This is a genomic window from Synechococcus sp. MW101C3 (assembly GCF_002252635.1).
Taxonomy (GTDB): domain Bacteria; phylum Cyanobacteriota; class Cyanobacteriia; order PCC-6307; family Cyanobiaceae; genus MW101C3.
Genome location: NZ_NQKX01000006.1, coordinates 240,227 through 260,876 on the forward strand (window position 1 = coordinate 240,227; position 20,650 = coordinate 260,876).

Below are 20,650 nucleotides of genomic sequence, written 5' to 3' on the forward strand. Positions count from 1 at the left end.
GTGGCGTCATGGCCTCCAGCACCCCACCTGCGGCCGACACGATCTTCGGGCGGATCCTGCGCGGTGAGATCCCCTGCGATCAGGTCCACGCCGACGACCTCTGCCTGGCCTTCCGCGATGTGAACCCCCAGGCGCCGGTGCACGTGCTGGTGATCCCACGTGAACCCCTGGTGAATCTCAATGCCGCAGGGGAGGAACACGAGGCCCTGCTGGGGCATCTGCTGCTGGTGGCCGCCAGGGTGGCCCGCCAGGAGGGGCTCACGGGGTGGCGCACCGTCATCAACAACGGCGCCGAAGCCGGCCAGACCGTCTTTCACCTGCATGTGCATGTGATCGGTGGGCGTCCATTGCACTGGCCACCGGGCTGACCGCCCCCTCCCACCGCTCCCTGCCAGCGGCGACAATGGGCGGACCTGTCACGGTCCATGAGCTTCTTCAAGGCGTTCCGCGAGCAGCTCGGCAAGCTGCAGCGCCTGGCCCAGCCTTACTTCCTCCCGCTGGAGGAGAGCAGTTCCTGGCAATTCCTGCTGCTGGTGCTGTCCCTGCTTGCGGTGGTGGTGGGCGTCACCCTGCTGCTGCTCACCGGCTCGGTGGCCGCCGCGGGTGTGCTCATTCCCGATCTGCGCAGCCGCTTCTTGCCAGGGGTGCCCGAGCAGGTGGCCGCGCTCTGGACCGGCCCGATCGGTCCGGTAGTGATGGCCCTGTTCGCCGGCGGCCTGGCGGTGTTCAGCAGCTTCCGGGCGAAGCTGCGCCAGGGCCGCTGGCTTCCCTGGCTGTTGATCGGCGTGATCACGCTGTTGATCCTGGTGATCAACGGCATCAACGTGGGCATCAGCTTTGTGGCCCGCAACGTTGATAACGCCCTGGTGGCCTACGACCAGGACGGCTTCTGGAAGATCGTGGCGATTTATGCCTTCTGCCTGGTGCTGGCTCTGCCGATCCGCGCCACGCAGAGCTACCTGATCCCCAAGCTTGGCCTGCTGTGGCGCGAGTGGTTGAGCGGTCGACTGCTCACCCGCTACCTCTCGAACCGCGCCTATTACATCCTCAATCCCAACGACGAATCCCTGCAGGAGATCGATAACCCTGACCAGCGGATTTCTCAGGACACTGCCAGCTTCACTGGCACCAGCTTGAGCGTCACGGTGGAGATCCTCTCCGCGCTGCTCACCTTCGTGAGCTTCATCATTGTGCTGTGGAGCATCAGCGTGAACCTCGCGCTGCTCCTGCTGGCCTATTCATTGGGGGGCACCGCACTGATCGTGTTCGCCAGCCGCAAGCTGGTGGCGTTGAACTATCAGCAGCTGAAGCTGGAGGCCGATTTCCGCTATGGCCTCGTTCACATCCGCGACAACGCCGAGTCGATTGCCTTCTATCGCGGTGAGCAGCAGGAAGGCAAAGAGGCGGAGCGCCGGCTGAGTGGCGCGATCGTGAACTACAACAAGCTGATCGTGTGGGAGGCGCTGATCCAGGTGATCCAGCGCTCCTACGACTACTTCTCGCGCTTTCTGCCCTGGCTGGTGATCGCTCCGGTCTATTTCGCAAAGGAAGTTGATTTCGGCGTGTTCGGGCAGGCGAGCATCGCCTTCAGTCAGGTGTTGTTCTCGGTCAGTTACATCGTCAACAACATCGATCGCCTGGCGGCCTTTTCCGCGAGCATCAGCCGCCTGGAGGGCTTCCAGCTCAAGGTGGATGAGATCGGCAGCCAGGCCCGCGAACGCAGCTACCAGGATTCACTGCTGGCAGATGCCTCACACCAGACCATCCTCGTGAAGCATGCGGATCTGGTGCCACCCCACACCGACCGCCGCCTGATTCACGACATCAGCCTGGAGGTGGGCCCTGCTCAGCGGTTGCTGGTGGTGGGCCCCAGCGGCTGCGGCAAAACCTCGTTTCTGCGCATGGTGAGTGGCCTGTGGCCGGCTGCGGCCGGCACGGTGGAGCGGCCACCGCTGGCGGAGTTGTTGTTCATTCCCCAGAAGCCCTACATGATCCTGGGCAGCCTGCGGGAACAGCTCTGCTACCCCCAGCAGCCTGAGCGCTTCAGCGACGACCACCTGCGCAGCGTCCTGGAAGAGGTGCGCCTGCCGGAGCTGGTGCGCCGCTACCCCGACCTTGACATCAAGCAGGACTGGCCCCGCCTCCTCTCCCTCGGCGAGCAGCAGCGCCTGGCCTTCGCCCGGTTGCTGCTCAACTCGCCGCGGTTCGTGGTGCTCGATGAGGCCACCAGCGCCCTCGATGTGAACACCGAGAAGCATCTCTACAAGTTGCTCACCGAGCGGGACATGGCCTTTGTGAGCGTGGGCCACCGCCCCACCCTGGCCGCCTTCCACGACACCGTGCTCGAACTGGATGGCCAGGGCGGCTGGCGCCTGCTGCCGGCCACCGGCTATGACTTCACTCGAACCTGAACGCCCCATGCCCACCGATCCGGAACCCGCCACCGACCAGGCCACTGCTCAAGCGGCAGATCCCGCCGTGCCAGCTCCCACAAGCGCCACCACGGCCGATGCCCCTGCCTTCGGCTGGAGCGGTTATGCCGAACGGGTCAATGGCCGCTTCGCGATGATCGGCTTTGCCTCCGTGCTGCTGATCGAAGCCCTCAGCGGTGACACCTTCCTGCACTGGGCTGGCCTGGTGCCCTGAGCCTGGCTTGGGGCAGGGTTCTCATGAGAACACATCCACCGATTTGAGCACCGATGGGGACCAGGGCAGGGGGTGATTGGTGCGAAAGAGCATGAAATCAGGAGATTGGTAGATCATGCGGAAGGATTGATCGGCCTTGAGTCGCCGTTGCAGCACGCGATCCTTCTTCGAATCGGAGCCATTCAGCAGAATGTAGTCGTAGTGCTGCAGGAACTTTGATGTCATGTATCGCTCGCCATCACTGTGCAGGCGCTTGCTGATCACTCTTCGATGGGAGAGGTGGGGAGCGATGTCGATGGGAGCCAGAACTGCCGAGTCTGGCTGAATCAACGACACAACGCGATGGGCCTCTTCAATCCGCTCAAAAGACGAATGGTTCGTCATGATCCTGATGAACTTCGTTAACCCGAACATGCACAGGACAGCCCACACAAGCAAAAGGCTGGATCGGATCTTCGGAAAGCCGTAGGTTCGCGAGGAAATCGCAAACAGAATGATGAACGGAACGATCGGCAAACTGTAATGGAGCATGAGCCCCTTGTGATTGGGGTGATCGCTCAGCAGATTCAGCAACAGCGCAGGAGTGGCACCCATCAGTTCGGGAAATGCCTTGATGTTGCTGGTGAAGATGACAGGGAGAATCAGCAGGAACAGGTAGAAGGCATTCTCAACGGAGAACAGATGGCGAATCAGAACCATCGGGTTGAACAGGATGGTTGTGACCACCTCTTGGTGGGAATTACCGAGATAGCTGAAAAACCGGCCAATCCAGTCGTGCTTTATCACCCCACCCCCGAATGATGGGGTAACGACCGAAATGATCAGGGCAAGGTAGAGGGTGGACAGGCCCATCACCAACAGGCCTGTCCTGCGGTCCCGCCTGATCAGGAAGTAGGCACCAAGCCCGATGCATGTGAGCGCCAGGGCCTGCTTGCAGGCCAACACCACTCCGATCGCCAGAAGGGTCATCCAGAGATGGCCTCTCCGCTGGCTGTAGATGGCCAAGAAGAGAAATGGAATGGCAATGATTTCGGGATGGAAGTCGGAAACACTTGCATTGATCACCACCGGATAGAGGAAGTAGATGAAGGCCATCAGCCTTGCGTCCTGATCGCTCAGTCGAAAATCTTTCGCGATCAGATAGACGATTGGCCCACTGATTGCCAGGCTGAATGCCTGAACGGCGAACAGCCACTGAACCGATGGATGAATCCTGTACAGCAAACTCAGGGGGTAGAAGATCCACGAGGCATGATCGCCAAGAATGTGAAAGCCCAGGTAAGAGGAGATCGGTGGCAATCCCTGGCTGATCAGGTACACAGCCTGATCAAAGATGCCGAGGTCGAAGGCACTGGAAGAAAGGGTGTAATGGCGGTAGGAGGCGCTCAGGAAGAACACCACGAAGAGGGCCAGAGAGGCCAGCCACAGGCCACGCGGAACCTTCCGATCGGCACCGTTGACGCCAGCGGTGGTTCCGGCCCTGTTGCCCGGCGAGGGCGTTGATTCCATTCTTCTTGATTCGGTCATGCCGTGCCCATCTCCTGCCTCAGCCATGCTTCCACAGCAGGTTGTGAGGGCCCCCACTCCGCCGTCGCACCTGCCTGATGACCCATGCCGGGGCCGGCCATCGCGCCGGGTTTTCGGTTCATGGCAGCTCCAGCAGGTCCACCTGCCAGATCCCGCCGCGGCTCACCTCCACCGCCAGCTGGCGCCCATCGCTGCTGAGGCTCACCTGGCGCGGCACCCCCGCTGGATCCAGCGGCAGAGGCTGAAACCCCTGGATCGAGCGCCGGTACAGCCCCAGCTCGGTGCGGCCGTCCCGCTGCCGCACCACCGCCAGCCGCTCACCGCTCCCATCCACGCTGGCGCTCACCGGTTGGGCATCGGGGCGGTTCAGTCCCGGCACGGGAACCGGCCGGTTGGTCCGCAGATCGACCAGAACCACCTGCTCCCGGCCCTGGCGGCCGCTGATCAGGGCCAGCCACCCGCTGGCCAGGGACGGCTCACGCCCAGTGGCGCCGGCTTGCTCCAGGGCCTGGTTGATCGGTACCAGCGGCCGCAGGGGGGAGGCACTGCAGCCGGCCAGACCGACCAGCAGCAATCCAACAACCAGGGTCGGCGGCTTCCTCATCGCCCCGGCACTGCCAGCCCGGGCGGCAGATCGGGTTCGAGCAGACCACTGAGATCGAACAGTTCCACCTGCCGCTGGCCGCCTCGCACCAACTGCATGGCGAGGCGCCGGCCGTCCGGGGCCAGGCTGAGTCGCTCGGGCTCCTGGCCTCCCGGCAGGGGCAGGGGAATGCCACGGCCGTTGGCACGGTCCTCGATCACCGCCAGGCGCCGCTCACCCCGCTGCACGATCACGGCCAGGTAGCGACCGTTCCAGCTCAACGACGGGGAGCTGTGGGGCTGCTGCCGCTGCAGGTGGCGCAGGGGAATCACTCTGCCGCTGAGCCGCTCCTGGAGCAGCACGGTGGTGCGCCCGCCGCGCTCCACCAGGCTGGCCAGCAGCCGGCCATCCCCGCTCAATGCCGGCTCCTGGCGCGCCTCGGGTCCGAGGCCGGTGGAGGGGGCCGGCCGGCTGCTCGGGCCCAGCCCGCAGCCTGAGAGCCAGACCACCAGCTGCAGGGCCAATAGCCAGGGCACCCAGCGCAGGGGGCATGGCTGGCCCCAGCCCAGAGCTCTCACCGGTGGCTGGAGGTCAGTCGTCGAAACGGGAGCTGTTGTCGCGGCTGGAGCCAGGGCGAGCGCTGCTGGAGGCACTGCGGGCACCGGCAGCACCGGACGCATTTCGAGCACTGGCGCTGCTGCTGGAGCGCAACGGTGTGTAATCCGCGTCGCTGGCCGGATCAGGGGTGCTGCCGGAGGCTGGTGCACCGCCAAGACCGCCGCGCAGCGGTGAACCCATGGGTACCCCGGCTGCGGGCCGTGACGAGGGCTCAGCGCCGCCGGGTAGTGGACCGGCACCCTGAACAGGGGCGTTGCCGGTGCGCCGGCTGGAGCGGGGAACAGACTCGCCGCTGGCGGTAGGGCGGGTGCCTCGGCGCGGCTCCGCAGCCACATCCCGATCACGACGGCGAGCGCCGAAGGCGGGGCCTGAGCTGGGGGCTGCAGTGCTGCGGGGGGATGAGCCTGCGCGGAAGCCGGGATCCACAGCGGCCGGGCGGTCGTCGACGCGGGGGGAGCGGGGGGCAGGATCCCAGTCGTCGGTGTCGGCGGGGCGGCGGCTGGCGGCCCGCTCGGGGATGGCAGGGCGGGCGGTGCGGCGCGGACGGTAGAAGTCGTCGTCTTCGGGTTCCGCTTCGCGTGAACGGATCCTGCGGCGCAGGGGCTGGGGTTCTTCCAGGCGGTCGACATCGGGGTTCCAGTCGCCGCCACCCATGCGGCCACGGGCGGGAGGTGGCAGGGGTTCGTCGTCGTCGAAGAAGGAGGAGCGCCGGGCCTGCTCGGTGGTGACGCCCCTCAGGCGCACGCTCTCGTAGGCGAAAAAGACGGTGGTGCCGGCCAGCAGAAACTGACCGAACTGGAGGATCGGATCGAGGCGCCAGCCCTGGAAGAAGAGGATCCCACCGCAGAGGAGGCCGATCGCCGCGAAGAAAACGTCGTAGTCGCGAGCGAGGGCGGGCTTGAAGCTCCTCATGAAATAGAGAAAGGCTCCGCCGACGGCCAACACGATGCCGACGATGCTCGCCCAGTTCAGGCTGGCATTAACCACGTCTGGAAGACCTCAGGCAGAACGGACGTCCGCATCCTCCGACTGGAGAACCCGTTCAAGCACTTTAGGGACATGTCCAGAGCGCGGCCGGGAAGACCCATTCACCGTTGCCGCACCAACGGTGAGCAGCAATCAAGCCAGTGACGGGAGCCTGCCGGTTGCGTTCTGCAGGCCGATCCTGCGGAGCTCTGCGGCGGATCTTTGCAACGCACTGCTACTGGAGACCGGCGTGGCCTCCAGTAGCTCAAGGCCGGGCTGCTTCTCGACGCTTGGGTCTGCCTGTGCGAGCGCTGGCCGTGTTGGTCAAGCGGATCAGAGCTTGCGGTCGACCTGGTCGGTTTGGCTGATCAGCACGAGCGCGATGCTGATGGGGATCACCACAATCACCGCTCCCCACACGAGGCTGCTCAGGAAGTTGGCGAGGGAAGGGGTCATGGTGGCGCTGGTGGAGGCTGGGATCCTAGTCAAGGGCCACCGCTTCCTACGATCAATGGCCTTTCTGCTTAGAGCTTTGTGACGGCTGCAACCTTGCTGCGTTCGCTGCCGGCGCTGAACCTGCTGCTGGGTCTGGTGCTGGGCGCCTGGACCCTGCTGTTTCTGTTCCGCATCGTGCTCACCTGGTACCCCCAGATCGATCTGCAGCGGGGCGCCATGCGGTTGATCGGCTGGCCCACGGAGTCGCTGCTGGCCACCACCCGCCGCGTGGTGCCGCCGATCGGTGGCGTCGACGTGACACCGGTGATCTGGGTGGGGTTGATCAGCCTGGTGCGCGAGTTGCTGCTGGGCCAGCAGGGCCTGCTCACCCTTGTGGCGCGGCATGGATCCACCCTGGGGGCAGGCTGAACCGGTTCGCCCGGGGCGAAAAGGAGACATCCTCAGAGTGCTGGCCGAACCACCACCGACAAGCCGCCCGTCACAGAGTGGTGGCTGAACGCCGCCGGCCCCGAACCAGCAGCCAGAACTGCCAGCCGGCAAACCACTGGCTGATCTGCCGGCATCAGCCTGGCAGCATCTCCTGCTCCACGAACTTGGTGTGGATGTCGCCGCGCTGAAACTCGGGCCGGTCCAGCAGGCTGAGGTGGAAGTCGATCGTGGTGGAGATGCCTGTGATGGCGCATTCCATCAACGCGCGCCGCATGCGCCGGATGGCGCCCTCACGATCGGGTGCCCACACGATCAGCTTGCCGATCAGGGAGTCGTAGAAAACCGGAATCTCGTAGCCCGTGTAGACGTGGCTGTCGACCCGCACTCCAGGCCCGCCCGGAGGCAGCCAGCCGGAGATGCGCCCCGGCGCTGGCCGGAAATTCTTCTGTGGATCTTCGGCGTTGATGCGGCATTCAATGGCGTGCCCGCGCAGCTGCACATCGGCCTGCCGCATGCGCAGGGGCTCACCACCGGCGATATGCAGCTGCTCGGCGATCAGGTCGATGCCGGTCACCATCTCCGTGACCGGGTGCTCCACCTGGATGCGGGTGTTCATCTCCATGAAGTAGAAGGCACCGCTCTTGTCAAGCAGGAACTCCACGGTGCCGGCGCCTTCGTAGGTGATGCTGCGGGCCGCTGCCACCGCCGCTTCCCCCATGCGCTGACGCAGGTCAGCATCAAGCGCCGGGCTGGGCGCTTCCTCCAGCAGCTTCTGGTGACGGCGTTGGATCGAGCAGTCGCGCTCCCCAAGATGCACCACGTTGCCGTGGCGGTCGGCCAGCACCTGCACTTCCACGTGCCGGGGCCGGTCGATGAACTTTTCCATGTAGAGGCCAGGATTGCCGAAAGCAGCCTCGGCCTCGCCCTGGGCCGCTTTGAACAGGCTCTCGAGCTGGTCGGCATCGGGCACCAGCCGCATGCCCCGCCCGCCGCCACCGGCGGTGGCTTTGATCATGACCGGATAGCCCATGGCCGCGGCAACTGCCGCTGCCGTCTCGGCATCGGCCAGCAGGCCCTCGCTGCCCGGCACGGTGGGAACACCCACCCGCTGCATGGTGGCCTTGGCGGTGGATTTGTCGCCCATCGCCCGGATCGCCTCCGCCGAAGGACCCACGAAGGTGAGGCCGTGTGCGGCGCAGATCTCAGCAAACCGGTCGTTTTCGGCCAGGAAGCCATAGCCGGGATGGATGGCGTCAGCGCCGCGGGAGATGGCCGCCGCGATGATGTTGGGAATGTTGAGATAGCTCTTTCGGCTGGGCGCCTCGCCCACGCACACCGCTTCATCGGCGAGTTGCACGTGCAGGGCGTTGCGATCCACAGTGCTGTAGATGGCCACTGTGGCAATGCCCAGTTCTCGGCAGGAACGCAGGATTCGCAGCGCGATTTCGCCCCGGTTGGCGATCAGCAGCTTGCCGATGGGCATCCCATATGCATCTAGGCGCAGCGGACTGTATCAGCGCTCAATCAAGCGCCTGCCGCCCGGTGCCATCCCGGCAGCCGGCCCGGTGGAAGCGGCCCACCAGTTAAGCGCTGATGGTTGGTGCTGACCCATCTGCGCTGTGCCATCGCGCGAGGTGTGGGGCGCAGCGGAAGGGTGGGCCGGGCGATCGGTATATTGACGAGTCGAAGGGGGTTCGCCCCTGACGGCCACGCGGATGTGGTGGAATTGGTAGACACGCACGTTTGAGGGGCGTGTGGCTTCGGCCTTGCGAGTTCAAGTCTCGCCATCCGCATTTCTCTTCCCCAACTTGACCGGCCCGCCGTCCGCCACAGCGATCGTGCTGGTCTGCAACGGCCCCGGTGAACTCACCACCTGGGTGCGGCCTCTGGCCGAACGGCTGCATGCGTCCCTGGCCTTGCGTCCCCGCCAGCCTCAGGCGGCCACCGAGCTGCGGCTGGTGCTGGTTCCCTGCCCGAATGCCACCGGCCATGAGCGCCAGGCCGCCGAAAGGCTTGGCCTGTTCAACTCGATAGTGCCAGCCGACAGGTTCTGGAAGCTGCTGCTGCGTCCCCGCCGCTATGGCCCTTGGCCGGCCAGGGGTGTGGTGGTGTTCCTGGGCGGCGACCAGTTCTGGACGGTGCTGCTCAAGGCCCGCCTCGGCTATCGCCACCTCACCTACGCGGAGTGGGTGGCGCGCTGGCCTCGCTGGAACGACCGGATTGCTGCGATGGGTACGGAGGCTGAGCGCCGCCTGCCCGCCCGCTGGCGCCACCGCTGCACCATCGTGGGCGATCTGATGGCTGACCTCTCCGAGACGGCCCGTGCTGAGGCGCCCTTGCCGGCCGGCCAGTGGGTGGCCCTGCTGCCAGGTTCGAAGCGCGCCAAGTTGCTGGTGGGGGTGCCCTTTCTGCTCGACACCGCCGACCGGCTCGCCGCTCTGCGGCCCGACTGCCGCTTTCTGTTACCCGTGGCACCCACCACCACCGTGGCCGAACTGCTCGCACTGGCCGGACCCGCCAATCCGCTGCAACGGCACTACGGCAGCAGCGAGCCCCGCTTGCTAGAGCCCTCCGCCGAGGCACCATCCCGCTGGCTGGAAACCGCCGCCGGCACGCGCATCCTGCTGGTGGAGCAGCATCCCGCCCACGGGGCGCTGAGCCAGTGCGCCCTTGCCCTCACCACCGTGGGCGCCAACACTGCCGAGCTCGGCGCCCTCGGGGTGCCGATGATCGTGCTGGTGCCCACCCAGCATCTTCAGGTGATGCAGGCCTGGGACGGATGGCTGGGGCTGGTGGCACGCCTGCCGCTGCTGCGCTGGTTGCTGGGGGTGGCGCTTACCGCCTGGCGGATGCGCCAGCGCGGCTTCCTTGCCTGGCCGAACATCTCCGCCGGGCGGGCTGTGGTGCCCGAGCGGGTGGGGCCGATCCTTCCCCAGGAGATCGCCGCTGAAGCCGCTGACTGGCTGTCCCATCCGGACCGTCTGGCGGGGCAGCGGGAGGACCTGCGCAGCTTGCGGGGGCAGCCCGGAGCTGTGGCCGCTCTGGCCGCGATGGTGACTGATCTGCTTCCCACTGCGTAGGTTGAGGGCTGCCTTCTCGCCGCTCGTCGCCTCCGGCCATGGCCCCTTCCGATTCAGCTGCCGCTTCCTCCCCCGCTCCCACCCCGGCGGAAGCGGATCAGATCTGGCAGCAGAAGCTCACGCCTGAGCAATACCAGGTGGCGCGCCTCGGGGGCACGGAGCGGGCCTTCACCGGTGCCTATTGGAACAACAAGCAGGCCGGGCACTACAACTGCGTCTGCTGTGGCACCCGGCTGTTCACCTCCGACGCCAAGTACGACTCCGGCTCCGGTTGGCCCAGCTTCTGGAGCGGCCTCGATCCCAAGGCGATCACCACCGTTGAAGACCGCAGCCACGGCATGGTGCGCACGGAAATCCGCTGTGCCAACTGTGAGGCGCACCTTGGACACCTGTTCACCGACGGTCCAGCGCCCACCGGTCTGCGGTACTGCGTGAACTCGGCTTCGCTCGACTTTGAACCGAAGGAAGGGGCAGGATGAAAATCGCTCCACGAGCGCTGTGATCAGCCCAGGCAATGATTAGCGACGGGCGCAATCAGTCTTGGCTGCCAAGCCTACAGTCCGCATCACTTCAGGCCGCGCTGTGACAGTGGATCTTCATCACAGAAGGCCGTGATCACCAGGGATCTTCAAAATCGTTACGGCGGCGCCGAGCGGCCTGATCGGTCACATCCTCATCTCTGTACGGCTCCACGTCCACATCGACGGGATCCTCGGCCATGGGTGGGCGCCGACGGCTGTCCGGGCGCGCCTGAAGAGGGCGCTCGCGCAGGGGCAGCGTGCGCTCTGAGCGTGGCGGGAGAGGGTCAAGGGGTTCCAGTGGTTCACGGCCGGGCTGGTCATTGCCGTAGCCGCTCTCCTCGCCGCGGATGAAGTCCCGGTCTTGAGGACGACCGAGGCCGCGGACCTCGTCGTTGCCATGGCCACGGCCCTCTTCCCGGTTGAAGCCCCGGTCGTCGTCGCGGTCGAAGCGGCGCGACTCGCCACGGCCATAAGACTCCCCCTCCTCGTCGTCGAGGTAGCGGCGCTGACGCAGCGGCTCCTGCCGCCGCCGCTCCAGCTCCACATATTCGAGCTCCTGATCGACGCTGGGCTCCACAGCCCGGTTGGTGGCGGGCTGGATCCGGCGCTGCTCCTGGACGCTGGGCTGCCCGGAAGCCAGTTGGTTCTCCACCGGCACCATCGTCTGGCGGAAGCGATCGCGCTCTTCCTGCTCCCAGCTGGGGCCGCCGATGCCGAGCTTCTCGAGCAGGCCCGTGCCCAGCTGCTTGAGTTTTTCTTCCGCCCCCTCGTACACAATGATGCGGTCGGGGCCGCTGCTGACGACCTCCTCCACCGCCAGTTCCCAGGTGCTCAGCACCCCCTCGCCCAGCAGGGGCACGCCGAGGGCCCCCAGCACCAGGGTGGTGAGCTCACCGGTCTCGATGTCGAAGCTGAAGCCGAGCACCCGGCCGAGCTGCTCGCCTGACTCGCTGATCACCTGGCAGTTGATCACCTTGCTATAGCGCTCGGGATTGAACCCCTGCGCCAGCGAATCGGCGGAATCCACCAGGATCACATCGCCCACCTGACGGATGCGGTCGAGCGGCATCCAGCGGGGCAGGCCCGGCAGGAAGCGGGTGAGGGGGTTGTCGCGCAGGCCGAGGGCCACCACCTCACGCCGGTCAATGTCCACCACCACCTCGCCCACCACCCCGAGGCGGCGCCCCGTGTCACGGGTGATCACCTGGGTGCCCATCAGCTCCGACCGCAGCCAGAGACGGTCGCTGGGTGCGGCGGCGGCGGGATCGGCGGAAGGAGGAATGGAAGAGGTCAACGGCCAGATCCCGCGGGGTGTCGGCGACATTGGGGCTGGGGGTCATTGTGACCCACGACCCCGGTGCTGGGGGTTCGGTCTAGGCGGCAGTGGGCAGACCCACCACCTGAGTGTGGGCGCCACGGGCCTGGGTGACGCCGATCGTGCGGGTGGCGGCCGCGATCATCGGGCGCCGGTGGCTGACCACCAGGAACTGGGCCTGGTCCGCCTGGCTGGCGATCAGGGCGGCCAGCCGCTCCACGTTCACCCCATCGAGGAAGCTGTCCACCTCGTCGAGGGCATAGAAGGGAGAAGGGCGAAAGCGCTGCAGGGCAAACAGGAAACTCAGCGCCGTGAGCGATTTCTCCCCCCCTGACATCGAGGCCAGCCGCCGCACCGCCTTGCCCTTGGGGTGGGCCACCAGGGTGAGTCCCCCTTCCAGCGGTTGCTCCGGGTTTTCCAGCTGCAGGTGTCCTTCGCCATCGGAGAGCCCGGCGAAGATCGTGCGGAAGTGCCCGTCCACAGCCTGGAAGGCCTCCAGGAAGGCCTCCTGACGCAGCGTGGCCACGGTTTCAATTCGCAGCAGCAGCTCCTCCCGTTCCTTGCTGAGCACCTCGAGGCGCTCCTCCAGTTCGGCAATCCGCCGCTCCAGCACCTCCAGCTCCTCAAGGGCAAGCATGTTCACCGGCTCCAGCGCTTCCATCCGCTGCTGCAGCCGCAGCTGCGACTGCTCCAGTGCCGCCAGCCCCGCCTCGCGCACGCCCGCCGGCAGCTCCGGCAGGGGATCAGGCAGCTCGCGCTGCATCGCCTCCAGCCGCAGCCCCAGCCCCCGCTCCTGCTCAGCCAGTGCAGCGAGCTCCTCCTGCAGCCGCTGCAGATCCCACTGCTGCTGCTGCAGGGCGAGGCGTGCGGCCGCGAGGCGGGCTTCGGCCTCATCGCGCGCGCGCCGCCGCTCCCCGAAACGTTCCTGCAGCGCACTTTGCTGGGCTTCCAGGGCGGCTCGGCGCTGTAGGGCCTCGCTCTGCCGCTCCCGCCACTGGCCATGGGCTTCAGACAAGGCGAGCACGGCCTGACGCAGTCGCTGCTCCTCGCTGGCCAGGGCGTCGAGCTGATGGCCGAGCCGCTCCGCCGCCAGGGTGCGTTCCCGGCGCGCCGTCAGCAGGGCGTCGCGGTGCTGGCGGGCCTCGTGCAAGGCGGCATCGGCGCTTTCGAGCTCCTGCTGCAGCCCCTGCCAGCGGTCGCTGTCACCGCTGCCCTGGGCGGCGGCCTCCTCCTGCTCCAGGGCCGCCAGCTGCTGCTGCGGAGCTTCCAGCAGCGCCACCACCTCACTGTGGCGTTGCTGATCGGCAGCTTCGGCGGCGCGGGTGTGCGCGAGGCGCTCGTTGAGCTGCCGCAGACGCTCCAGCTGGGGGCCGGTAGCCCGCTCAGTGGCAGCGCGCTCGGCTTCAAGGCCGGCCAGCCGTTGCTGATGTCCCTGCAGCAGCGGCCGCAACTGCTCCAGCTGGCGCCCCAGCTCAGCCTCCTGGCGGCGGCAGGCCACCAGGCTTTCGCCCAGTTCCAGCAGGCGCCGCCGCAACGGTTCGGCCTCGTCGTGCTCGCCGCTGCTGCCGAAGCTGAGCCTGTCGCTGCGTTGCTGCAGGCTGCCGCCGGTCATGGCGCCACTGCGCTCCAGCAGCTCGCCCTCCAGGGTGACGGCGCGGCAACGCCCCAGTTCCTGGCGGGCGCTGGAGAGGTCTTCGAACACCAGCGTGTCGCCGAACACGTAGCGGAACACCTCGCCGTAGACGGGCTCGTAGCGGATCAGATCCACCGCCCGCCCCACCAGCCCACCGGGGTTGCTCCAGCTGCTGGGCGCCGCCTGGCTGCTGCCGCCGCGGATGCGGTTCAGGGGCAGGAAGGTGAGCCGGCCGGCCCGGCGGCTCTTGAGCAGCTCGATCGCCCGGGCGGCGATGCGATCGTCGTCGACCACCACCTGGCCCAGGCGCGCCCCGGCCGCCACCTCCAGCGCCAGCCGTACCCGTTCCTCCACATCGCCCAGCTGGGCAACAGGGCCGTGGATGCCCTCCAGGCCGGATTCGAGCAGCAAGCGCAGCGCGCCGGTGCCCCGGCTTTCCTGCAGGGTTTCGCGGCGGCTTTCCAGGCGTGCGATGTCACGCTCCAGGCCGATCTGTTCCTGCTCCAGCCGGGCGCGGGTGCGTTGCTGCAGCGCCAGGGCTTCGGCCAGCTGCTGGGCCTGCTGCTGCTGCCCGGCCAGGGTGCGCTGCAGCGCGAGGGTTTCCGTCTCCAGACCGGCCCGCCGTTGCTGCAGCTCCTGGTCGTCGCCGCTGCCGCCCTCCAGCTCGGCGCCCAGTTCCAGCAGGCGCTCCTGCTGCTGGCGCAACCGCTCAGCCAACTGCTGCCGCTCCTCCAGCAACGGGGCAATCACGCTCTGCAGCTGGCTGCGCTGCTGGCTGCGTCGCTTCTGTGCCTCCAGCCAGCTGCCCGAACGCCCGGCCACCTCGCCCAGCCGACGCCGCGAGAGGTTGACGGCTGCTTCAGCGTTGTGGCAGGCCTGCTCGGCCGCCTCCAGCTCCTGGCGATCGTCGTCGCCCGTGAGGGCGTGCTGCTGCTGCCGCAGTTCCCCTTGCTGGCGGCTGAGCGCCTGGCGCTGCTGCTGCAATTGCTCGGCTTCCTGCTGATTCCGCTCGCCCTGACGGGCCAGTTCCCGGTTGCTGGAGTCGAGGCCGGCCAGTTCGGCCTGAACGCCGAGCAGCTGGTCTTCGCCGAGGGCCTTCACTTCCGCTTGCAGGGCTTCAAGCTGCTGCGCGTTCTGCTCCAGAGCCTCCTGGGCGGCAGCGATGGCCAGCCGGTCGGCGTCCTGCTGCGCCGTGAGCGCCGTTTGGCGGCGCGTCACGTCGGCGCGTTGCGCCTGGGCCTGCTCGAAGCGCAGCAGCTGTTCCTGCAGGCGGCCGTCGTGGTGCTGCTGGCGCAGGTCCTGGTACAAGCGGGCCTTGGCGCAATCGCGCTCGAGTTTCTGGCGGCTAGCCAGCAGCTCCTGCTCAACGATGCGGCAGCGTTCCTGTCGCTCCTGCACCTCGTCGAGCTTGGCGCGGGTCTGCTCGATGCGGCTGTCGAACAGGGCCACGCCCGCCAGTTCGTCGATCAGGCCCCGCCGCTCACGTGCGCTCATCGACACGATGCGGGTGACATCGCCCTGCATGACCACGTTGCTGCCCTCCGGATCCACCCGCAGGCGCCGCAGCTGGGTCTGCAGTTGCTGCAGGTTGCAGGGCACGCCATCGGCGCTGTAGCTGCTGCTGTAGGTGCCGCCTGGCGCCACCCTCAGGCGCCGGCTCACGGTCCATTCGCGCTGGCCGGCCTGGATCCAGGGGCCCTCTGCCGGGGCTTCAAGGCCCTCTTCGGTGCCATCCGGCTGCCAGTCGCCGAGATCAAAGCGCACACTCACCACCGTTTCGGCGGCCTTGCCCTGGCGCAACACGGCGCTGTTGATCAGATCCGGCAGGCGCTCGGCCCGCATGCCGCGGCTGGAAGCCAGGCCCAGGCAGAAGAGCACTGCATCCAGGATGTTGCTCTTGCCCGAACCGTTCGGCCCGGTGACCACGGTGAAATTGGGTTCGAGGCTGATCGCCAGCGATCCGCCGAACGACTTGAAATGTTTGAACTCGACCTGATTGATGTGAACCAACAGGCCCGCGCTTCGAGCAGGCCGAATCTATCGGACTCCGACACAATCTCAACCCCCACCCGCGAGGCGCTGCTTAGCCTGGAACCGCAAGCGTCACCCCCGGGCAGCCCCATGGATCAGCACACCCCGACGCTCAGCGCCGAACGGTTCCGCGAGCGGTTCGAGGCCCTGCTGCCCACCATCCAGCAGGAATGGCCCCAGGTGGCAAAGGAAACCCTAGAAGCCACCCGCGGCAGCTTCGACGAGGTGGCCTCCCTGATCGCCGAGCACACCGGCCGCACCGTCAGCGGAGTGCGTGGCCAGCTGCTGGATCTGCTTCATGGCGCCTCCGATCAGACCCGCCAGCTGGCCGATCGCATCGGTCCCCTGGAGGAGCAGCTGGAGAACCTGCTCGACGACCTGAACACCAGCCTGCGGCCCCGCCTTGAGAAGCCAGTACGTGAGCGCCCCCTGCTGGCCGTGAGCGTGGCGGCGGCCGTCGGGGTCGTGGTCGGCCTGCTGCTCTCCACCGGGCGGCGCTCCGAATGAGTGGCGACAACCACCGCCGCAACGACGAGGGCGCCGGCGTGGGCCGCATGGCAGCGGGACGCATCACCGCCCTGGTGGCTTCGGTGATGGACCTGCACGTGCGCATCGCCCTGCAGGAGGCCGACAAGGAGAAGCGCCGCCTGATCAGCGGCGGCCTGCTGCTCGGTGCGGGCATCAGCATGGTGATACTGGCCACGGTGGCCAGCCAGCTGGCCCTGGTGCTCTGGCTGCAGCTGGGGCTGGCCTGGGGCTGGATCCGGTCGGTGCTGGCCGTGATGGCCCTCGATCTGGTGCTGGCCGGGCTGTTCCTGCGCATCGGCGGGCAGCTCACCAAGGGGCCCTACCTGCCCCAGACCACCGCTGGCCTGACCAAGACCACGCGAGCGATTCTGGGCCGCTGAGGCACGCGCCAGGCGGTCGCGATCAGCGGAGGTGTTCAGCGGAAGAGTTCAGCGGAAGAGTTCAGCGGATCGTGTAATTCAGCCAGCGGCAATCGATTCCGCCGTTGCTCACCGGAACGCGCCGGTTGGCCTTCATGCGCAGGGCGCCGGTGTGGGCGGCGTTGCCGCTCAGCAGCCACAACGACCAGCCGGAGCAGCGCTCCTTGAGCAGGCGGCCGAGATCGCTGTAGAGCGCCTCCAGATCGTCGTCGGCGCCGAGGCGCTCGCCATAGGGAGGGTTGCAGACCAGCACGCCGGGGGTTTCCGGGGGCTGGAAGTCCCGCACATCACCGGCTTGCAGGTCGATCCAGGGGGCCACACCGGCCGCGGCGGCATTGTGGCGTGCCTGCTCCAGCACGTCCGCGTTCTGCTCGCGTCCCACGATCGGCGCCAACGGGCTGCCGTCGGCCAGACCGGTGCGGCGGCGGCAGGCGGCAGCAGCCACCGCCTGCCGCCACAGCTCCGGGTCGAAGTCGGGCCAGCCCTCGATCGCGAAACGGCGCGGCTGGGGCTGACCGTTGGCGTCATCCAGCAGCCCCGGAGCCCGCGCCAGCGCCAGACAGGCCGCCTCGATCAGCAGGGTGCCGGAACCGCACAGCGGATCCGCCAGCGGCACCTGGCCATCCCAGCCCGTGCAGGCGATCAGGCCGGCGGCCAGGTTCTCCTTGAGCGGCGCCAGGCCCATGGCCGCCCGCCAGCCGCGGCGGTGCAGGCTGCTGCCGGCGGCTTCCACGCTCAGTTGCGCCTGGCCGCCGCCCAGGTGCAGTTGCAGGCTGAGATCGGGATGGTCCAGGTCGATGCCGGAGCGGCGGCCGTGGCGTTGGCGCTGCAGATCCACAAGAGCGTTCTTCACCTGCAGGGCCGTGAAGTGGCTGTGGTTGAGGCCCGGGGCCGAGCCGGTCACATCGACGCGGAAGCTGGCGTCCGGCGGCAGCCAGTGGTCCCAGTCGGCTGCCCGTTGGATGCCGTCGTAGAGCGCATCGGCGCCCGCACAGGGAAAGACCGCCAGGCGCCGCAGCAGGCGAAAGGGCAGACGCGCCTCCAGCAGCACGCGATAGAAGCCCGCCGGCTCGATCCGAAAGCTGGCCGCCCGCCGTAAGGGCCGCACATCGCTGGCACCGAGCTGGGCCAGCTCCTCAGCGCCCTGCTGCTCCAGGCCCTGGGGCAGCACCGCCACGGCAGCGACAGGTTCGGTCATGCCCACCGGCTTTCCCCCATGCCCTGTGCCTTCACTGCTGCCACAATGACAAGGTCCGTCCTCGGGCGGACTAGGTGGCTCACACCGGTGCTTCGGACAGCGGTTCGATTCCGCTCAGCTCCATTCCCGCCTCTGCGGGCCTCCAGGGGCTGCAATGGTTTCGACGGGGTATGAGGAGGGTGACTGAAGCCTGCTCGGTAAGAGCAAACCCGTAACAGCGAACAACATCGTTCGTTTCTCCCGTCAGACCGCCCCTGTGGCTGCCTGACTCCTATAGGGAGATGGGGTAAGTCAGCCTTATCACCCAAATGACTCACGGGGGCTGGAAGGCCCCCATTTCATTGGCGCCTGCAGCGGACCTTCCTGAGCGGTTCTGTTGGTCTTCCGAGGGGAAGATCGCTGCACCCAACGCCTGCCTTGCGGTGGTGTCCATCACCGTCCGATCTGTGCGGCCAGGCCCGGCAGGATGAACAGCTGGCCTGGCATCATCATTCACCCGTGCCAGGTGGACGCACGTCAGGAAAAGCGCTCTTGATCGCGTTCATTTGCCCTGCTGCGCTGCTGCCCCATGGGTTGGGGTCCGGCATGTCTGTGTTCTGCGGCCTTGGCGCCATGAGCGCCAGTTCCTTGGCGGCGGCACTTACAGAAACGCTGGGGTGGCAAAGATCTGCTCAACACATACGAAGCAGCACGCTATCGATCCCTCCCAATCGATCACCTCACAGGGACCACTCTGATGTGGGCTGATCTCGATCGATGTTGAACCGGGTCGGCATGCCCGACCAATGACTGTGCTGAAGACGTTCGTCTGGCTTGAGCAGCAGCCGAGCAGATGCACGGCAAGGGTGCGGGCCATTGTTGGCGCGGCGATCTCGCGGTCGCCGCGGCTGCCATGGGCTCTGGGCCGCTGCCGCGGCCATCGGCGCATAGCTTCGCTGCCGCTCCGGCGGCCCCTTGGCAAGCCGATCAGCGCCGATACGTTGAGCCGGCTTGTGTGGCATGGCGGACATGAAGCGGGCAGCTGACACTGGCGTGCGGCGCAGCCGGCAGCGGCCTGGCCGGAGGCGCGCCGAAGCCGGTGGGGGCAAGGCGCTGGCCTTGCTGCTGGCGCTGTGTTGCCTGACCTGGGCAACCTGCGGTGCTGTGGCTGCCTACGAGAGCGCTCTGCCGCCGCGGCCGCTGGACGTGCCTGCCGAAACTCCGGTGGCGGACTTGGGCGCCAACGAGGCGTTGCCAGAGCACCTGCTGGCCGTGCTGCAGCCCGGCCCTCAGCCCCACCCGGAGCCGCTGCCCCTGGCCGCCGGCACTCTGCCGCTGCCACCACCCACACCGCCACCACTGCTGGTGCCGCTGGGGAACAGCCCCGTGCTGGCCTATCCCCTGGCCGTGCCGGCCACCGAGCTCGACCCTTACGGCTGGCGTTACTCAGAGTCGCGTGGTCGCTGGCGGATGCATGCCGGTGTGGACCTGATCGTCCCCGCTGAATCGGCCGTGCTGGCGGCCCTGCCCGGCACCACCAGGCTGGTGGATGACGTGAGCGGGTACGGCCTCACGGTGGTGATCGATCACGGCGATGGCTGGCTCACGCTTTATGCGCACCTGCTCGATGTGGCCGTGGTGCCCGGGCAGGGTGTGAGCAGCGGTGAACGCATCGGCCGGGTAGGCCAGACAGGCAGAGCAACCACGCCCCACCTGCACTTCGAGCTGCGGCGCCAACGGGACGGCCGCACCGTGGCCATGGATCCATGGCCGGTGATGGCGGCGCCGCTGCTGGCTGGCGCGGCGGCTGTAGGCCGCTGAACCGCGATGGCTGCAGAAGGCGGATGCCGCAGCCCCGGTCCTCAGGGCTGCAGTGGTTTCATGATGGCGTCTTCCCTTTGCGTCTCCAGCTGGGTTTGCTGGCGTGCCGCTTCCTGGGCGCGGCGCAGGCTGCCGTCCATCGCCGCAGGGCCGGTCGGAGCGGCACCTGTGGGTGGAGCGGGGGCGCCCATGCGTGTCCACCACAGGCCGCCCAGCAGCAGAGCGGCGATCAACAGCGTGAGGAGTCCCATGGCGGCGCAAGGGTGTGGACTGAGCATGGCGTGGCAGGGCGCTGGCGGCAGCAGCCGGGGCCGACCGGTGGCACGCTGGGACCCGCCGCCCCGGGGAGGGCCATGCCTGCCTTGAACCGCTGCGCTGTGAGCGTCGTGCCGCGCCAGCCCCTGCTCGACTGGGCCTTAGGGCTCGGCCTGGAGCTGCCGGGAGCAGCCGCGCGTGAAGCCGGGCTGTATCTGCTCCCCCCCTATGCCACCGATGCGGAGGCGGAAGGCTTGCTGCGCCGCGCCCACGCTGTGATCTTTGAAACGGAACTGGCGGTGTGGTGCCCCGTGCAGCACCTCTGGCCCCAGGACCGCAGCTACGGAGTGTTCCGCCGTTGGTTCGAGCCCCGTTTCCATCCACTGGTGCAGGATCTCGTCGCAGGCGGCAGCCTCACCGCCGACTCCTCCAAGGCGGCCGTCCTGGCCGCCGCTGCTGCCCGTGCTCCGCTGGCGGGCGATGACGCAATGCCAGAGCGGACGGGCATGCCGCTGCCGCTGCGAATCCTGGCCGGGGTCGGTGCGCTGTCGTTTCTGCTGATTGGCCTCAACAGCCTGCTGCTGCCGCCGGCCGCCCCACCGGCCGCCCCGCCCCAGCCACCGGCCGGTCAGGCGACCTGAGCGC

Annotated in this window: 20 protein-coding genes and 1 tRNA gene; 11 read left to right on the forward strand and 10 right to left on the reverse strand. The window is 67.5% G+C overall.

The window, feature by feature from the left end:
* Positions 1-8: 8 nt before the first annotated feature.
* The 3 genes from CJZ80_RS09515 to CJZ80_RS09525 are packed head-to-tail and all read left to right on the forward strand — an operon-like array spanning position 9 to position 2,646.
* On the forward strand, positions 9-368 hold the full coding sequence (locus CJZ80_RS09515) for a histidine triad nucleotide-binding protein (RefSeq protein WP_094512749.1): 360 nt from the start codon (positions 9-11) through the stop codon (positions 366-368).
* 57 nt (positions 369-425) lie between these two features.
* Positions 426-2,411 (forward strand): ABC transporter ATP-binding protein/permease, encoded by a 1,986-nt coding sequence (locus CJZ80_RS09520; RefSeq protein ID WP_094512750.1) that lies wholly within the window; start codon positions 426-428, stop codon positions 2,409-2,411.
* Between the two features lie 7 nt (positions 2,412-2,418).
* Positions 2,419-2,646 carry a chlorophyll a/b-binding protein gene (locus CJZ80_RS09525; protein ID WP_144037003.1) on the forward strand — a complete coding sequence of 76 codons (228 nt, stop codon included), beginning with the start codon at positions 2,419-2,421 and terminating at the stop codon, positions 2,644-2,646.
* Positions 2,647-2,667: 21 nt separating this feature from the next.
* Here CJZ80_RS09525 and CJZ80_RS09530 read toward each other — a convergent pair whose 3' ends face one another.
* The 5 genes from CJZ80_RS09530 to psbX all read right to left on the reverse strand — a co-directional run bounded on the left by CJZ80_RS09530 (position 2,668) and on the right by psbX (position 6,796).
* Complete coding sequence (locus CJZ80_RS09530) at positions 2,668-4,200, reverse strand: DUF2079 domain-containing protein (protein WP_094512751.1); 1,533 nt, start codon at positions 4,198-4,200, stop codon at positions 2,668-2,670.
* Between the two features lie 91 nt (positions 4,201-4,291).
* Positions 4,292-4,777 (reverse strand): hypothetical protein, encoded by a 486-nt coding sequence (locus tag CJZ80_RS09535; RefSeq protein WP_094512752.1) that lies wholly within the window; start codon positions 4,775-4,777, stop codon positions 4,292-4,294.
* Positions 4,774-5,292 (reverse strand): Tol biopolymer transporter periplasmic protein, encoded by a 519-nt coding sequence (locus CJZ80_RS09540; RefSeq protein WP_233132950.1) that lies wholly within the window; start codon positions 5,290-5,292, stop codon positions 4,774-4,776. Before CJZ80_RS09540 ends, CJZ80_RS09535 begins: the two co-directional genes overlap by 4 nt.
* Positions 5,293-5,347: 55 nt before the next feature.
* Complete coding sequence (locus tag CJZ80_RS09545) at positions 5,348-6,361, reverse strand: Ycf66 family protein (protein WP_094512753.1); 1,014 nt, start codon at positions 6,359-6,361, stop codon at positions 5,348-5,350.
* 312 nt (positions 6,362-6,673) lie between these two features.
* Positions 6,674-6,796, reverse strand: coding sequence for a photosystem II reaction center X protein (gene psbX / locus CJZ80_RS09550; protein ID WP_094512754.1), 123 nt, complete (start codon positions 6,794-6,796; stop codon positions 6,674-6,676).
* A 78-nt stretch (positions 6,797-6,874) separates the two neighbouring features.
* Here psbX and CJZ80_RS09555 point away from each other — a divergent pair, with 78 nt between their 5' ends.
* Positions 6,875-7,204, forward strand: a complete 330-nt coding sequence (locus CJZ80_RS09555; RefSeq protein WP_094512755.1) for a YggT family protein — start codon at positions 6,875-6,877, stop codon at positions 7,202-7,204.
* A 154-nt stretch (positions 7,205-7,358) separates the two neighbouring features.
* Here the strand turns inward: CJZ80_RS09555 and accC are convergent, their stop codons facing one another.
* Positions 7,359-8,708 carry an acetyl-CoA carboxylase biotin carboxylase subunit gene (gene accC, locus CJZ80_RS09560; protein WP_094512756.1) on the reverse strand — a complete coding sequence of 450 codons (1,350 nt, stop codon included), beginning with the start codon at positions 8,706-8,708 and terminating at the stop codon, positions 7,359-7,361.
* Between the two features lie 228 nt (positions 8,709-8,936).
* On the opposite strand from accC, the gene CJZ80_RS09565 reads away from it, so the two are divergent.
* The 3 genes from CJZ80_RS09565 to msrB all read left to right on the forward strand — a co-directional run bounded on the left by CJZ80_RS09565 (position 8,937) and on the right by msrB (position 10,784).
* Positions 8,937-9,018: transfer RNA gene (locus tag CJZ80_RS09565), tRNA-Leu, on the forward strand.
* A gap of 15 nt (positions 9,019-9,033) precedes the next feature.
* Positions 9,034-10,305 carry a glycosyl transferase gene (locus CJZ80_RS09570; protein ID WP_094512757.1) on the forward strand — a complete coding sequence of 424 codons (1,272 nt, stop codon included), beginning with the start codon at positions 9,034-9,036 and terminating at the stop codon, positions 10,303-10,305.
* Between the two features lie 38 nt (positions 10,306-10,343).
* Positions 10,344-10,784 (forward strand): peptide-methionine (R)-S-oxide reductase MsrB, encoded by a 441-nt coding sequence (gene msrB, locus CJZ80_RS09575; protein WP_094512758.1) that lies wholly within the window; start codon positions 10,344-10,346, stop codon positions 10,782-10,784.
* Positions 10,785-10,920: 136 nt separating this feature from the next.
* Here msrB and CJZ80_RS09580 read toward each other — a convergent pair whose 3' ends face one another.
* The gene (locus CJZ80_RS09580; RefSeq protein ID WP_094512759.1) at positions 10,921-12,120 is read right to left on the reverse strand and encodes a PRC-barrel domain-containing protein; all 1,200 of its coding nucleotides are present in this window, start codon (positions 12,118-12,120) and stop codon (positions 10,921-10,923) included.
* Positions 12,121-12,199: 79 nt separating this feature from the next.
* On the reverse strand, positions 12,200-15,784 hold the full coding sequence (gene smc / locus CJZ80_RS09585; protein ID WP_094512760.1) for a chromosome segregation protein SMC: 3,585 nt from the start codon (positions 15,782-15,784) through the stop codon (positions 12,200-12,202).
* A gap of 111 nt (positions 15,785-15,895) precedes the next feature.
* Between smc and CJZ80_RS09590 the strand changes: the two genes are divergently transcribed.
* Positions 15,896-16,312: a hypothetical protein gene (locus tag CJZ80_RS09590; RefSeq protein WP_094512761.1), complete on the forward strand. Its 417-nt coding sequence runs from the start codon at positions 15,896-15,898 to the stop codon at positions 16,310-16,312.
* Positions 16,309-16,713 carry a phage holin family protein gene (locus tag CJZ80_RS09595; RefSeq protein ID WP_094512762.1) on the forward strand — a complete coding sequence of 135 codons (405 nt, stop codon included), beginning with the start codon at positions 16,309-16,311 and terminating at the stop codon, positions 16,711-16,713. Before CJZ80_RS09590 ends, CJZ80_RS09595 begins: the two co-directional genes overlap by 4 nt.
* 61 nt (positions 16,714-16,774) lie before the next feature.
* On the opposite strand, the gene CJZ80_RS09600 is transcribed toward CJZ80_RS09595, so the two are convergent.
* On the reverse strand, positions 16,775-17,950 hold the full coding sequence (locus CJZ80_RS09600) for a class I SAM-dependent RNA methyltransferase (RefSeq protein ID WP_094512763.1): 1,176 nt from the start codon (positions 17,948-17,950) through the stop codon (positions 16,775-16,777).
* Between the two features lie 1,008 nt (positions 17,951-18,958).
* Between CJZ80_RS09600 and CJZ80_RS09610 the strand changes: the two genes are divergently transcribed.
* Positions 18,959-19,750 (forward strand): M23 family metallopeptidase, encoded by a 792-nt coding sequence (locus CJZ80_RS09610; RefSeq protein WP_158217463.1) that lies wholly within the window; start codon positions 18,959-18,961, stop codon positions 19,748-19,750.
* Between the two features lie 41 nt (positions 19,751-19,791).
* On the opposite strand, the gene CJZ80_RS09615 is transcribed toward CJZ80_RS09610, so the two are convergent.
* Positions 19,792-20,001, reverse strand: a complete 210-nt coding sequence (locus tag CJZ80_RS09615; protein WP_094512765.1) for a hypothetical protein — start codon at positions 19,999-20,001, stop codon at positions 19,792-19,794.
* Between the two features lie 102 nt (positions 20,002-20,103).
* Between CJZ80_RS09615 and CJZ80_RS09620 the strand changes: the two genes are divergently transcribed.
* Positions 20,104-20,646, forward strand: a complete 543-nt coding sequence (locus tag CJZ80_RS09620; RefSeq protein ID WP_094512766.1) for a hypothetical protein — start codon at positions 20,104-20,106, stop codon at positions 20,644-20,646.
* Positions 20,647-20,650: the final 4 nt, after the last annotated feature.